This is a genomic window from Candidatus Krumholzibacteriota bacterium, from assembly GCA_034520215.1.
GTDB lineage: Bacteria > Krumholzibacteriota > Krumholzibacteriia > Krumholzibacteriales > WJIX01 > JAGHBT01.
Genome location: JAXHNR010000001.1, coordinates 1,071,461 through 1,086,222, shown reverse-complemented (window position 1 = coordinate 1,086,222; position 14,762 = coordinate 1,071,461). Strand labels below are relative to the sequence as shown.

At 39.4% G+C, this 14,762-nt stretch carries 10 protein-coding genes; all 10 read left to right on the top strand.

Annotation, left to right across the window (positions count from 1 at the left end):
• Nucleotides 1–33 precede the first annotated feature (33 nt).
• The 10 genes from cmk to U5O15_04670 all read left to right on the top strand — a co-directional run bounded on the left by cmk (nucleotide 34) and on the right by U5O15_04670 (nucleotide 14,683).
• Nucleotides 34–1,383, top strand: coding sequence for a (d)CMP kinase (gene cmk / locus U5O15_04715; GenBank protein MDZ7859953.1), 1,350 nt, complete (start codon nucleotides 34–36; stop codon nucleotides 1,381–1,383).
• Nucleotides 1,376–2,239 carry a 4-hydroxy-3-methylbut-2-enyl diphosphate reductase gene (gene ispH / locus U5O15_04710; protein ID MDZ7859952.1) on the top strand — a complete coding sequence of 288 codons (864 nt, stop codon included), beginning with the start codon at nucleotides 1,376–1,378 and terminating at the stop codon, nucleotides 2,237–2,239. The genes cmk and ispH overlap by 8 nt, the downstream gene beginning before the upstream one ends.
• Nucleotides 2,240–2,322: 83 nt before the next feature.
• Nucleotides 2,323–4,413 (top strand): 30S ribosomal protein S1, encoded by a 2,091-nt coding sequence (gene rpsA / locus U5O15_04705; GenBank protein ID MDZ7859951.1) that lies wholly within the window; start codon nucleotides 2,323–2,325, stop codon nucleotides 4,411–4,413.
• 87 nt (nucleotides 4,414–4,500) lie between these two features.
• Nucleotides 4,501–5,859, top strand: coding sequence for a tRNA (N(6)-L-threonylcarbamoyladenosine(37)-C(2))-methylthiotransferase MtaB (gene mtaB, locus U5O15_04700; GenBank protein MDZ7859950.1), 1,359 nt, complete (start codon nucleotides 4,501–4,503; stop codon nucleotides 5,857–5,859).
• Nucleotides 5,860–5,870: 11 nt separating this feature from the next.
• Nucleotides 5,871–7,175 carry a tRNA (N6-isopentenyl adenosine(37)-C2)-methylthiotransferase MiaB gene (gene miaB, locus U5O15_04695; GenBank protein MDZ7859949.1) on the top strand — a complete coding sequence of 435 codons (1,305 nt, stop codon included), beginning with the start codon at nucleotides 5,871–5,873 and terminating at the stop codon, nucleotides 7,173–7,175.
• Nucleotides 7,176–7,187: 12 nt separating this feature from the next.
• Nucleotides 7,188–7,511, top strand: coding sequence for a LapA family protein (locus tag U5O15_04690; protein MDZ7859948.1), 324 nt, complete (start codon nucleotides 7,188–7,190; stop codon nucleotides 7,509–7,511).
• 20 nt (nucleotides 7,512–7,531) lie between these two features.
• Nucleotides 7,532–8,686 (top strand): hypothetical protein, encoded by a 1,155-nt coding sequence (locus U5O15_04685; GenBank protein MDZ7859947.1) that lies wholly within the window; start codon nucleotides 7,532–7,534, stop codon nucleotides 8,684–8,686.
• On the top strand, nucleotides 8,667–9,719 hold the full coding sequence (locus U5O15_04680) for an SPOR domain-containing protein (protein MDZ7859946.1): 1,053 nt from the start codon (nucleotides 8,667–8,669) through the stop codon (nucleotides 9,717–9,719). Before U5O15_04685 ends, U5O15_04680 begins: the two co-directional genes overlap by 20 nt.
• A 1-nt stretch (nucleotide 9,720) precedes the next feature.
• On the top strand, nucleotides 9,721–12,303 hold the full coding sequence (mutS, locus tag U5O15_04675; GenBank protein ID MDZ7859945.1) for a DNA mismatch repair protein MutS: 2,583 nt from the start codon (nucleotides 9,721–9,723) through the stop codon (nucleotides 12,301–12,303).
• Nucleotides 12,304–12,400: 97 nt separating this feature from the next.
• Nucleotides 12,401–14,683 (top strand): GAF domain-containing protein, encoded by a 2,283-nt coding sequence (locus U5O15_04670; protein MDZ7859944.1) that lies wholly within the window; start codon nucleotides 12,401–12,403, stop codon nucleotides 14,681–14,683.
• The last annotated feature ends 79 nt before the right edge of the window (nucleotides 14,684–14,762 follow it).

Sequence of the window (14,762 nt, the reverse complement as noted above, 5' to 3'; positions counted from 1 at the left end):
GTTCTATATTCAAAGAGGGTAATTAAGAGCAGGATGAATGAGAAAATACAGCATAAAATCGTCAGCAAGATGATCATAACTATTGACGGGCCCGCGGGTTCAGGGAAAAGCACTACAGCGTCATTGCTTGCTGAAAGGCTTAATTTAACTTATCTCGATACGGGAGCCATGTACAGGGCAGTTACTTACGCCGTTCTTGAAAATGGAGTAGATCCAGAGGATATAAAAGGTATCGCTGAAATAGTAGAAGGAATCAACCTGGAATTCGGCGATGTTGAAGGTAAGAAAGTTATTCTTTTAAATGGTAAAACTATTGAAAAAGAGATAAGAGACTCTAAGGTTTCCAATTCGGTTTCAAAAATCAGCCGGCTTGGTTGCGTGCGGCGCGAGATGGTAAAACTACAGAGAAAGATAGCAAAAGATGGAGGGATAGTAGCCGAGGGCCGTGATCTTGGGACAGTTGTTTTTCCTTACGCGCATTTCAAAACATTTCTGGTTGCCGATATAGACGCCAGAGTAACGAGAAGAGCAGCTCAACTGAAATCTATGGGGCTGGACTTCGATTCTGAAAAGATAAGAGAAAATATATTAAAAAGAGATTCAATTGATTCATCCAGGGAAATGAGTCCTCTTGTTAAATCTCCGGGGTCGTTAGTTGTTGATACATCAGGTATTACCATACAAGAACAAGTAACTATGGTTGAAGATCGTGTTTTGAAGAGAGCTGAATATCTTGAGAAAATAGGATTTGAGAGTGATAAAGAATATCCTTTCTGTGGGGAATTGTATTACAGATTTACGATATTCCTTGTAAGATTCCTTTATAGATTTATATTCGGACTTAAAATATACGGAAAAGAAAACCTGAAGTACAAGGGCGGTTTTATTTTCGCCAGCAATCATAGTTCTTTGAGCGATCCTCCCATAGTTGCCACCTCTTTAAAAAGAAAGTTATGGATACTTGCCAAAAAAGAGCTTTTCGAAACTCCGGTTTTTTCCGCCCTGCTAAGAAAATACCGTGCTGTCCCAATTGATAGGGATAGCTTCGACAGGAGTGCTCTTTCCACAGTAATAAATAAGTTGAAAGAAAAAGAATCGATACTTATGTTTCCGCAGGGTACGAGGTCGAAGGACAATATGGTTGAAGAGTTAAAAGTGGGCATAGGATTTATTGCTATGCGCGCGCGGGCCAGTATAATACCAGTTTATCTTAGAGGTTCGAACCACTTGCTTAGAGCAATGCTGAGACGTGAAAAACTGGAATTGATTATAGGACCGCCGATATTACTAAATGACAGCTATGAATCTGACGACAGGAAAAGAGATTACAGAATAATATCTTCAATGATTATAGAAGAAATGAGGATGCTTAAAAGTGAATGAAAAATTCAAGATAATTACATCTCCTCACATGGGTTACTGCTTTGGGGTAAAAAGAGCTATAAAGCTTCTTATGGAAGGGGTCAGCAAGTACGGGGGCGATAATATTTACACACTCGGCGAGATAATCCATAACCCTCAAGCAGTTCAAAAAATTAAGAATATGGGAGTTAAGTCGGCAAAATCCCTTTTTGATGTCAGCGAAGGAGATACTGTCGTGATAAGAGCTCACGGAGTTCAACGGGATATTTTTGATACCGCGCGCCGAAGGAAAATAAATCTAATAGATACGACATGCCCCTTTGTAAAAAGAAGCCAAGAATACGTCCAGAGGCTTTACTCTCAAGACCGGCCTGTAATAATAATAGGACACAGCGACCATCCCGAGGTGATAGGAATCTCGGGACATGTCCCGAATAAACCTATTGTAATAAAATCCATTGAAGAAGCCGAGTCTCTTTCATCTCTGTCCAATGCAGGCGTAATTACACAGACCACATTCTCAAGGGAAAAATCAGATTTAGTTATTGAAGTACTGAAAAACCATATACCGGATCTTATAGTCTATGACACTATATGCCAGGCTACTGTCAGAAGGCAAATAGCTACTATGAGTATTGCAAATGAAGTTGATATGATGCTGGTTGTAGGGGGTAAGAAAAGCTCAAATACAAAACGGCTGCACATGATGTGTCTTGAAAACGCCATTTCTTCCAAGCATATCGAGGTTGCGGCTGAGATCGATCCCGGCTGGTTTGAAGGTGTAGATAAAATTGGACTGACCACGGGTACATCAACACCAGATTGGGTGATCGAAGATGTTGAGAAGAAACTCAGTGAACTGGCGGCTTCCGGCTAGAAAAGTTATAGTAGAATTAGCTTGCGTATAGCGACGAAACTACCTATCATAAACTACAAAAATACGAAAGGAGCGATTTATTAATGGAGAACGAACAGGTAGATCTTGAAAAGGGGAATATCCCCGAAGAAAAAAATACAAAAAAGAAAGAAGGTGATAACAAAAGTAACGGGAAAACCAGTTATTTGCAAGAATTTGGACAGGTACCAAGTGATGAGCTTAGTAAAGAAAGCGAGAAAGATATTTTCTCACCTGACGGATCACTTGACGAGAATATAGAAATAGTTCAGCTCAAGGAAGGCAGAATAGTCAAGGGAAAGGTTTATTCTGTAGATGAAAAGGAAGTCGTTCTCGACATAGGGTTCAAAAGCGAAGGAGCTATCCCTATTGATCAGTTTCAGGACTGCAAAGAAGTTAAAGCGGGGGACGAATTTGATGTATTTCTTGAAAAGCTTGAAAACCAGGATGGGCTTGTAGTTCTTTCAAAGAAGAAAGCTGATTTCCATAAAGCTTGGAACGCTATTAAGGACGCCTATGACAACGCGGAAACTGTCAAAGCTACTGTTGACAGAAGAATCAAGGGCGGTTTGATGATAAAGTTGATGGGAGTTGACGCTTTTCTTCCCGGCTCACAAATAGCTTTAAGACAAATACCCAACCTCGAGGAACTAATAGGCGAAGAACTCGAATGCCGAATCATTAAAATTAACAAACGCAGGCGTAATATAGTAGTATCGAGACGCATTGTACTTGAGAAACGCCGTGAAAAAGAAAAGGACAAACTTCTAAGCGATCTTGAAGTTGGAGAAGTTCGCGAAGGTATAGTGAAGAATATAACTGACTTTGGAGCGTTTGTCGATCTAGGCGGAATTGACGGGCTACTACATCTAACAGACCTCACGTGGGGCAGAATAAGCCATCCTTCTGAGTTCGTCGCTATAGGCGACAAGCTTCAGGTTAAAATCCTTGATTTTGATAAAGAACGTGAAAGAATTTCCCTGGGGCTCAAGCAGCTTACACCTTACCCGTGGGAAGACGTTGAAGAAAAATTTCCTGTGGGCGAAACAGTCAAGGGGAAGGTTGTTTCAATAACTGATTACGGGGCTTTTGTAGAACTTGAGAAAGGTGTTGAAGGCCTCATTCATATCTCCGAGATGTCCTGGACACGGCATGTAAAACATCCCTCAAAGGTTGTAGGAATATGCGACCAGATCGAGGCCGTTGTATTAAATGTTGATAAGAAAAATGAAAAAATTTCCCTGGGCTTGAAACAGCTTGAACCCGATCCGTGGAAATCTCTGGAGAAGAAGTACTCGCCTGGCACAAAACTTATCGGGAAGGTAAGAAACCTCACGAACTTTGGCGCATTTGTAGAAATAGAAGACGGAATAGACGGCCTTGTGCATATTTCTGATATGTCTTGGGCAAAAAGGGTGCGCCATCCTTCCGAAGTGCTTAAGAAGGGACAGGAAGTAGAGGTTGTAGTTCTCGATATTGACAGTGATAAAAGACGAATAAGTCTCGGGATAAAACAGGTCAAGGAGAATCCGTGGGATAAACTCGCGGAGGAATTTACCGTCGGCAAAGAAACCGAGGGGAAAATATCCAGGTTACTCGACCGCGGAGCCGTGGTTGAAATAAAAGATAATGTTGAAGGCTTTGTCCCACTGTCTCATATGGGTCTGGAGAATTTGAAAAAGCCTTCACTTTATTTCGATACGGATTCCAAGGTTCCGTTGAAGGTTATAAAAATGGATCCATCCAACAAAAAAATTGTTTTGAGCATAAACGCTTACTTTGAGGATAAGGATGAATCGGAATATAATGAATTCCTGGAAGCGTTGAAGACCCCTGATCCATCAGAACTGTTGGACGAAAACGAACCTGAGGTTCCAAAAGACGAAAAGGATATTGAGGAAGATAAGGCTTCCGAAGTTAATGTGAAAGAAGATGATTTCGTTGAAGGAGAAGATGACAAGGAAAGTGATGAAGTAGAATCTCAGGACAAGACAAGCGTTGAAGAAACGCCTGCTTCAGAAAAGGAGGAAGCAGAAGAAGTGAAAGAACCTCAAGAAGAAACAGAAGAAGCTTCGAAAGAAGAGGAACTTTCCGGGGACGACGAAACTTCAGCTGATAAACCTGAAGATAAAAACAATGAAGAGGAAAAAGAGTAGGTTTAAAATGAATCTACGTCTTTACTAACTTGATGAGGGTGGTATATATCCACCCTCATTTATTTAAATACCCGTTTATATCAGAAAATGAAAAATGGACGAGTTATTAGAAGAAACACATTCTCAATTAAAACACTAGGATGCAAATTAAATCAGTACGAATCTGAATGTATCCGGTCTAATCTCGAGAAAATAGGGTTTGAATTTCGTGAATTTTACGAAAAAGCGGATTTTTATATAATAAACACATGTACCGTTACCGGAAAAACAGATGCCAGATCAAGAAATGCTATAAGACGCGCGAGGAGAAAAGCCCCTGATTCGGTAATTATAACAACAGGATGTTATGTAGAAAGCAACCCTCGAGATTTAGAGAAGATGGATGAAATAAACCACCTGATAAATAATAAAGATAAAAGTTACATACCCTATCTTCTCAAAAGTATCAGAGATAACGGTAATAAGACTGAATTGAATTTCGAAGATATTACTGAAGACAAGCCGCTGTTAGATTGCGAGATAGATGTATTTCACGGGCATTCCCGCGCATTTATAAAGATACAGGATGGCTGCGACGCTTTTTGCAGCTATTGTATTATACCCTATACGAGAGGAAGAAACAGAAGTGTAGCTCCTGACAATATAATCAGTCAAATAAAGCGTTTGGTGGAAAACGGATATGAAGAGATAGTGTTGACTGGAATTCATATTGGACGTTACGGCGAAAATAGTGATTTCTCCGACGATCTTGTAACCCTTATAAAAAAAATTCTAAAAAACACTGAGGGTATTCGTATAAGATTCAGCAGTATTGAACCTACCGAGGTTACATCCGAATTAATTAAGCTGGTTTCTGAAACAAACAGAGTTGCTCCTCATTTTCATATTCCTCTTCAGAGTGGAGACAACAATGTACTTAAAGCTATGAAAAGGCCCTATACGGTTGAACAGTATATTGAAAAAACAACGGAAATTGTAAGTTCCATGCCGGATGCGGCGATTGGCACTGATATCATAGTAGGGTTTCCCGGTGAGACTGATGAAAACTTTAAGAATACTTGTTCACTCATCGAATCTGAATTACCAATAAATTACCTGCATGTTTTTTCATATTCAGATAGACCCGGAACGAAAGCAGAGTCGCTTCCCGGTAAAATAGCCCCGGAGACCAGGAAGAAAAGGAGCCGTGAACTTATAGAAATAGGTAAAGCAAAGAAAAAGGAGTTTTTGTTTTCTCAAAAGAACCGCAATGAAATCGCTCTTGTGCAGGAGAAATTAGATGGTGATGAAGTAGTTTATAAATCAATTACAGGGAATTATTGCGAAATCATTTTACGGGCATCCTCGGCAAATTTAAGGGGTAAACTTGTACCTGTTAAGTTCAGCGGGAATAGAGGCGGAGTTTTTTTCGGCGAAATCACCGGTGAACCTCTTCTCAAAAAATGAAAGCAACCTCTATGAATAATAAAAAAATCTATCTAAAAAGTTTTGGCTGTCAGATGAATGCTTTCGATACCGAGATGATCGGAGCTTTGTTAACAGAAGGAAACAGCAGGATTATAAAAGATCCACAGGAAGCGGACATAATAATAGTAAATACATGCAGCATCAGAAAACATGCTGAAACAAGGGCAATCAACCATCTTCACAAACTGTCTAAAATTAACAACGCCATTCTTGCCGTATGTGGTTGCATGGCTCAAAGAATGGGGGTTGAGCTTAAGAAAATAGTCCCCGGAATCGATATTATATCCGGACCGGATAATTATAAAGAGTTGGTATCTATTCTTTCCGGGGATCTTGATAAAATCTCCAACACAATGCTTCTTGAGAGAAATCATGCCGCAACTTATAAACTCCCCGAACGTTGTAATAAAGAGCAAAGCAAAACCTCGAAGTTTTTATCAATAACCAGAGGGTGCGAGAATTACTGTACTTACTGTGTTGTCCCGTATCTTAGGGGACATTTAAGGAGTAAAGCTCCGGATATCGTGATTAACGAAATACAAAGAATGCACGGAAACGGAGTTAAAGAAATAACTTTACTTGGACAGAATGTAATGGCTTATCAGTACGGAGGTGTTGATTTTACCAGTCTGATGGAATTGATTCTCGATGAGACGGATATTCCCAGGATTCGTTTCCTTACTACTCACCCTAAAGATATAAGAATGAAATTATTCAGATTAATGTCTGCCGACAGCAGGGTATGTAATCATATACACCTTCCGCTTCAATCCGGAAGCAACAGGATATTAAAGCTGATGGGTAGAAAATATACGCGTGAAGACTATATCTCCAGTGTTGAAGAAGCCAGAAAAATCGTTCCAGACCTCGCTATAACTACTGATATTATTGTAGGATTCCCGACTGAAGATGAATCAGATTTTGAAAAGACAATGGATTTGGTTGAATACACTCGATTTGATTCAGCTTTTACTTTTAAATACTCACCAAGGGAAGGAACCGCAGCTTACAGAATGGATGATAACGTAAGTATCGATACAAAAAAGAAACGTCTCGAGAGACTGAATAAAAGAGTAAAAGAAATACGTTATGATATTTTTAGAAAACTAAATGGCCGGAAATTCAAAATCCTGCTTGACGGAAGAACCAAAAAGGGTAAAAATCACTACATCAAGGGAAGAACAACACATTTTAGGAATGTGAACGTTAATCCGGGAAGTCTAAAAGAAGGTGAGTTTATAAATGTAAAACTCAAGAAACTTGAAGGTTTTACATTTATAGGAGAAGAAATATAGGGAGGTAATTCCGTGTGGATAATAAGGGGAATAGTTTTACTGATAGGAGCAATTGGGATTATTTGGCTAGGTACAGAGAATGCGGGAACTAAAGTTACCTTTTATTTCTTTAACCATACGCTTTACGATGTTACATTAAACCTCGTTATTATTACTTCTTTTATCTCTGGCATGATCATCTGGGCAGTAGGCTCCTGGATACGTGAAATGCAGTTGCTGCTGCGTCTCAGGAAAGGAAAGAAGGAAAGGAGAAAGCTTCTTGATGAGATTTCAGAACTGAGGAATATACCTTTGAATGAAGAACCGTTGGATAAAGATGAACTAATTCAACCCTGATATCATTAATTTGCTCTATTATGAACACTAAGATTATTTTGATTACGATTCTCGCGGGAATCTTCCTTTTACTTGCTCTCCTGATCTGGATTGAGAGGAAGAAGAGGAAGGGATTGCCAAAATCTCTATATATCGAAGCTCTTTACGCCCTCTTGGACGGAAACAAGGAACTTGCTCTGGGCTATCTCAAGAATGCGGTAAAAAAGGGCGAAAACCGGGTTGGAGCCTATATACTTCTAGGTAAACTGCTTAGAGAAAATGGTCAAGGCGTTAAAGCTCTTCAGATACATAGGAGTATGGCTATTAGAAAGGATATTTCGGGCGATGAGAAAGATCAGATAAAGCTGGCTATTGCGAGAGATCTTGGCGTTTTAGGGAGAATAGATGAAGCAATAGATTCACTTGAGGCTATTAAAAATATCAAGAGAAATAGAGAGGCACTTCTCTCCCTCAATAGATTCCACCACATGATAGGTAATTACAAAAAAGCTTATAAGAATATAAAAGCGGCTGCTGAACTCGATGTTTCTATATCAAAAGAAGTAGTAGCTTCCTATCTTGTATCAGCATCATCAATATGCCTGGATAAAAAAAGGATTGATGAATCTCTAAAATATTCCGATTTAGCTTTAAAATACAACTCTGACTTTCCGTCAGCATTATATATGTCTGGAAAGGCGCTTGTTTTAAATGGCAAGAAGGGTAAAGCAATTGAAAAATGGGTTTCTCTCTTGAAAATTGATATATCTTTTTTCAGTCTTACAATAAAAATGATCGAGGAGACACTTTTTGAGGAACAGAAATTTCAGGAACTCGAGGCGATTCTTAAAGATCTATACCGACAGCACACCGGAAATCCGGATATTTTTATTTCACTTGTTTCTTTCTTTGAAAAGAAAGGTCAACCTGAAAAGGTAATCCGCCTTTTCGAAAATGAAGCGGGGCAGCTGAGAATCAACAATTTAATAAAAACAGAAATGGCCCTTATATATATTAATAACGACCATGTTGATAAAGCAATTCAAACACTCAGAATGGATTCTGTAAAAAGACAGAAAGAGATCGGATACAGTTGTACTGTTTGTAATAACCAGGTTAACATTCCTCTTTTTTATTGTGAGAATTGCGGTGGCATTGATACCTTTAGAAAGCACAATGAAGAAATTCCTGATTAGTTTATCACTGCTCGCGGTCATCCTCATGTTATTTACTCAAATAACCGCATCTGTGCCATATAGTCTAATCAAAGTCAAAAGGCATTTCGATCAAGTTGAATATACTGATGCAAAAGAGGAGCTATTGAAGCTTATTGATGATTTGAGAGGAAAGAACTATTATTATGGAAAACTCTTTCAGGCTCGGCTCGAAACAAACATCGGCAAAAGCACTAAGATTTACAAAGAGATTATTGCTTCATCCGGAAACCCCGTTTCCTTTATTGCAAGAACCGAATTGGCCAAAATTTATTACTCACTTGAAAAATACAACAGGGCGCTTAAGCTGCTGGTGAATATTCCAGTATCATCCGGGTCAAGTATACGTATGGAAGCCTTTTATTTCCGGGGATTGTGTTTTAAGGAATCGGGAGCACTAAGAAAAGCGAGGAAAGACTTCCTCAGGGTTGATAAGGGAGAGTATCTATATCGAAGTTATATGGAAAGAGCCCAACTTGATATGGAGGAAGGTAATTATAAAGGCGCGATCGAAAAATATGAAACTATAGGGGGGATTCATTCAAACCCGTTAGCTGCCTTTAAATTAGGTGAGTGTCTTGAGATAACCGGAGATTCACAAAAGGCTTTTGAAGTATACCGTTCACTGAAGAAATTGTTTCCAAAATCTATAGAGTCAGCGAAAGCAATTGATAAAATGCGTATCCTTGTTTCAATGAAAAACAAAGAAAAAGGCCAAGGAGTAGCTGAATCAATGGGACGGGCCGTTAATGAAGAAGATAAAATTACAAACAAACCAGACGAGTATACTATTCAATTCGGAGCGTTTCAGAATCGCCAGAATGCTTCAAGCGTTTCCTCGAAACTTTCCAGGCTTTTTCCGCATGTCAGGGTCGAATCTAAATATATAACTTCCGACACGAAACTTTTTAGGGTCAGAGTGGGCAGATACAATGAGAGAACAAGCGCAGAAGAAGATTCTCTTCTGGCAACAGATAAGCTCGGACTTACCTGCAGAATTCTGACAATCAATTAATATGGCTATAAAACTAACACCACTTATGGCTCAATATCATGAGCTGAAGCAAAAACACAATGACGGGATCCTGTTTTTTCAAGTAGGGGATTTCTATGAAACCTTTTATGAAGACGCGGAGGAAGTTTCAAGAATTCTTAATATAGCCCTTACTTCGAGGGATAAACAAAATCCTGTTCCCCTTGCCGGAGTACCGATACATGCTGTTGACGCATACGCGGCAAAACTTCTGCAAGCCGGAAAGAAGATAGTTATATGCGATCAGGTTGAGGATGCTTCAGCATCAAAAGGCCTTGTAAAAAGAGCTGTGACGGATGTCATAACTCCGGGAACATCACTTTCACCCGCGACTCTCAGTGATAAAAAGAATGATTATGTTCTTTCTTTGAAGAAAGAAGAAGAACTGGTCGGATTTGCCGTGCTTTCACTTTCAACCGGCGAATTCAGTGTCGGGGAAGACGATATAAGTGCTGTAGAAAACATACTTGCCGTAACGAATATCCGTGAAGCTATTTACTCAGGTGACCCCGCTGCTATAAGCGATCTTATAGATAAAAATTCACCGGCCTGTAAATTCGAAGATGTAAAGCCCTATTATTTTAACTTTAATAGGGCGCGGGAGATTCTCATGCGTCATTTTAATATTCAAAACCTTGTCGCGTTTGGTATTGAAAATAAGAAAACAGCTACCGCGGCGGCGGGCGCTCTTCTTTCATATGTCAAGGATCTGCGGCAGAATAACTTAAATCATATTACAAGAATTAAGTTTATAGGCTCTAATGAAGCGTTGATCCTTGACAGACAAACGGTCAGAAACCTCGAGCTTTTCAATCCGCTTCTGGGCGATTCTGATGAGATAACCCTGATAAAGAATATTGATCATACAAAAACGGCAGCCGGAGGAAGGATGCTGCGCTCCTGGATTATGAGGCCGTTACGTGAATCCGAAGATATAAACCAGAGGCTCGACGCTGTGGACGCTCTGTATTCCAATCAGATTGCCCTTCGTAAGATAAGGGAAACTCTAAAGAGATACCCTGACATTGAAAGAATAATATCAAGGATTTCAACGAGTAGAGCGGGGCCCAGGGAACTCCTGCAGCTCCTGGAGGCTCTTGAACGTTCCCCAAAGCTGACCGATATAACCGGAAACTTAAAAGCAAGTTATCTGGAAAGACATACTGAGTGCCTGAATGAACAGGTTGAAATTAAAAGTCTTATAAAGAATAGCATAAGCGAAGACTGCCCGGCTAATCTGCGCGCCGGAGGTGTAATAAAGGGAGGTTTCAATAAAGAACTTGATGAATTAATACTAGAATCAGAGGAAGGAAAAAAGTGGATAGCTTCTCTTCAGGAGTCAGAACGGAAACAGACTGGGATATCTTCACTCAAAGTCGGTTATAATAAGATATTCGGTTATTATATTGAAGTATCAAATGTTCATACGGACAAAGTGCCGGAACACTACATTGGAAAACAGACTCTTGTATCGTCTAAGCGGTTTGTAACCAAGGAACTTACAGAAAAGGAAGGGGCGGTACTTTCAGCCCAGGCGAAGAGAGTTGAATATGAAAAGAGAATATATGCTGACATTTGTAGGAGAATCACGGAAAACAGCTTAGTTCTGCAGAAAATAGCCCGCGGAGTTGCCGTACTTGACACAATCTCAGCTCTGGCTCATTTAGCTCTTAAGAGGGATTACTGCAGGCCTGAAGTAAATGATTCAAATAATCTGATCATCAAGGACGGTCGGCATCCAGTTGTTGAAATTATATCGAAAAAGGAATTTATACCGAATGATATCATTCTCAGGCCTTCTCACAGGCAAATACTGCTTATTACAGGACCGAACATGGGAGGTAAATCAACTATAATTCGCCAGACCGCCCTTATCTCTATTCTCGCTCATGCCGGAAGTTTTGTTCCAGCTTCAGCGGCTGAAATTGGAATTATGGACCGGATTTTTACAAGGGTTGGGTCGAGTGATAACCTTGCCGCCGGGGAAAGCACTTTTCTTGTTGAAATGAGTGAAACGGCAAAAATTCTTCATAACTGTACTTCAAAAAGTCTCGTTCTTCTTGATGAAGTGGGGCGCGGAACAAGCACAAGCGATGGTCTTAGTATCGCGCAGGCCGTAACAGAATTTCTTTTAGATGAAGTAAAAAGAAAACCAAAAACCCTTTTTGCCACACACTATCAGGAACTTACCTCTCTGTCAGATAGATACCCGCGGCTTTGTAATATGAAGGTCTCAATAAAGGAATGGAACGATGAAATAATTTTTCTATACAAACTTGTCCATGGCAAAAGTGACAAGAGTTACGGCATTCATGTAGCCCGCCTTGCCGGACTTCCCCAAAAAGTTATTGAGAGGGCCAATTCTATCCTGCAGTCTCTTCAGAGAAATAGCTCAGATTTTTCTGAGCGGAATCTTCCTGACAAAATTCAACCTTCGCTATTTTCAAAAGAAAATCACATTGAAAAGATAATTAAAGTAATTGAAGAGTGTGATGTTAACAGAATCACTCCAATTCAAGCAATTCAGATTCTTTCAAAACTCAAGAAATTGTCTAAAAAAAACTGATTAGACTCCTTATGGCTTAACATTTGCATATCAATGCATTGTGAGAACTATACTATTCTCAAAGAATAGATAAGGGTTTTTTTAGATGTCGGAAAAAGTGAACATAGCAATAATTGGAGGAGGAGAAAAGCAGCTTTCAGTCCTCAGCCAATTCCACGAACTGTCAGACTTTTATATACTGGGTATTTATGATACCAATAAAAAGGCTTTAGCGCTTGAAATCGCTGAAATTATTGGTATCAATACTTATTCAGACAAATCATTTATTAATATATTCAGAGACGCTGATTATATCATAGCAGATAAGAATAACACCAAATTCAGGGAAGAAATAGAGCTGCTGACGGCGCAAGGCCTGCAAGTTATTGACATATTAGATGCGCATAAACTTCATGAAAATAAGAAGATAACAGAATCATCTGAGCCATATTCTAGTACCAGTAGATTTGAGAGTGCTCTGAAACAACTAAACAGGCTCTCTGACAGGGATAAACTTCTGGAATGGATTCTGGGTATAGCTGTCAAGAGACTCGATGCTTCTTCAGGTTCCATAATGCTTTATTCTGAGAATACCGAAGAACTTTATATTGCTTACGCAAAAGGGCTCAGTAGTGAAGTGATCGAAAATACAAGACAAAAACTCGGGGACGGCATTGCTGGAAAAGCCGCGTCATTGAGAAAAGTAATTCTAACTGAAGATATTGTAAAAGGTGTTCGCGGTGTACTTGCTAAGAAAGAAAGAAACAAGATACAGAGTGCGGTTACAGCTCCAATCATCTATCGAGATAATCTGATAGGAGTCTTGAATATATCCACAGACAGAGATGAACGGGAACTTACAGAAAGCGACCGGGATACAGCTGAAATTATATCAAAAGAAATTGCGCCTGTGCTTTATAAACATATGGAAATTGAGACAGTAAAATATAATAAAACTGAAAAGGAGCTTCAGCACTACATCGGGCATTTGATCAGCAGAGAATGTGAGTTTCATGAAAAATTTTCTCTCTTGAGCAAATTCATATCTAAAGAGTTTGACGCTGCTACAGTAGCGATATATACAGCAACTGACGAGGGCGATTGGTTGATATTAGGCGGAAGCGACAACCAAATTCAGCATGAAGGATATTCTTCGAGAATACACTGCAGCAGCGGCAGTCTGGGTAAAGCATACCTGAATTCCAAAGAGGTGATAATAACAGAAGAGGCCGATCTATCCAACACTGAAGATAGGAGAAACAGGGAAAAAGTTTCGTTTATATATCTTCCGCTTGTAAACAATGATACCGTAGGAGTTCTTGTAATTGAATTTTCAAAGTTAGATCCATTCGAACAATTCATGAAACACAAGGAAAACATTTGTTTTCAACTCGGGTTTTTTATTAATTCTCAGCTCAAAGATGAACGGCACAAGCGGAACATGGATAGACTTGAAAAGTTATCAGATTTGACTCCGGAACTTATAGTTTCGGGTAATATTGAAGAGAGTATTAACAAATTGTCTTCCTTTCTTTCTAAACTTGTAAGTGCCTCGATGGGAAGCTTGCATTATTTTGGAAAGGGAAGAGAAAAAACCGCCTTTTATAATTTTCCTTCCGATGAGGAGTATTTTAGACGGCTTAAAAAGTATGATTCCAAAATTACAAAGAGGACGATTGAAAGATCAGCGCCGGAGTGCACAAGCTACTTGACGACGGAAGTAAATACATTTGAATCTCCCCCTTTCTATTATTCCACGATTTCATACCCTATAATATCTAATGATAAGGAAAAGCTTATATACGTTGGTTATAACAAGGAAACCATTTCACCCCTTGATTCTTCGATCTTCGGAAAAGGTGACATCAAGTTGCTGAGCAGAGGAGTGGAAATTCTTAAATCAATTTACTCTGTTACAATTAAAGGTAAGGGAATAATAGAAGAAAGATCAAAACCGGAAAGCCTTGAAGAATTACTGAAGTTTAATCAATCACTTTTTATAAGCAAGGTTACGGGAGAGATAGAGAGGGCGGAAAGATACCACCAAACCTTTACGGTTACTGTCTTTAAAATAGAGGGGCTGCGAGAACTCCTTAAAAATGAACAGAGTAAGGGGTTGATTCATATAAACCATATGAGCTCTAAATTAAAAAGCATCATAAGAAAAACTGATTTCTTTTCATGGATCGAATCAGATATCTTCGCCGTCTTATCCCTGGAAAGTTACGGCAGGATAAAAAAACTTGAAAGGCGAATCAAAAGCTGTATTGACGATTACCTTAAAGAAAATGATCTTTTTGACCCGGAGCTGTTTCACTCTAAAAGTTCATTCGCCCGTTTCCCCGGCAAATCCGAAACAGCGTCCGTTCTTATTATGGAAGCTAAGAACGGACTGGAATAGTTTCTAAATACCAATAAAACTTTATTTGGAGTTCCCCCGAAACTTCGGCAAGTATTGTAATAACATTGCGAGATACAAT

Coding starts and splice junctions, on each gene's coding strand:
- mutS (MDZ7859945.1), top strand. CDS start 9,721: ATGGCTATAAAACTAACACCACTTATGGCTCAATATCATGAGCTGAAG.
- cmk (MDZ7859953.1), top strand. CDS start 34: ATGAATGAGAAAATACAGCATAAAATCGTCAGCAAGATGATCATAACT.
- miaB (MDZ7859949.1), top strand. CDS start 5,871: ATGAATAATAAAAAAATCTATCTAAAAAGTTTTGGCTGTCAGATGAAT.
- mtaB (MDZ7859950.1), top strand. CDS start 4,501: ATGAAAAATGGACGAGTTATTAGAAGAAACACATTCTCAATTAAAACA.
- rpsA (MDZ7859951.1), top strand. CDS start 2,323: ATGGAGAACGAACAGGTAGATCTTGAAAAGGGGAATATCCCCGAAGAA.
- U5O15_04685 (MDZ7859947.1), top strand. CDS start 7,532: ATGAACACTAAGATTATTTTGATTACGATTCTCGCGGGAATCTTCCTT.
- U5O15_04680 (MDZ7859946.1), top strand. CDS start 8,667: ATGAAGAAATTCCTGATTAGTTTATCACTGCTCGCGGTCATCCTCATG.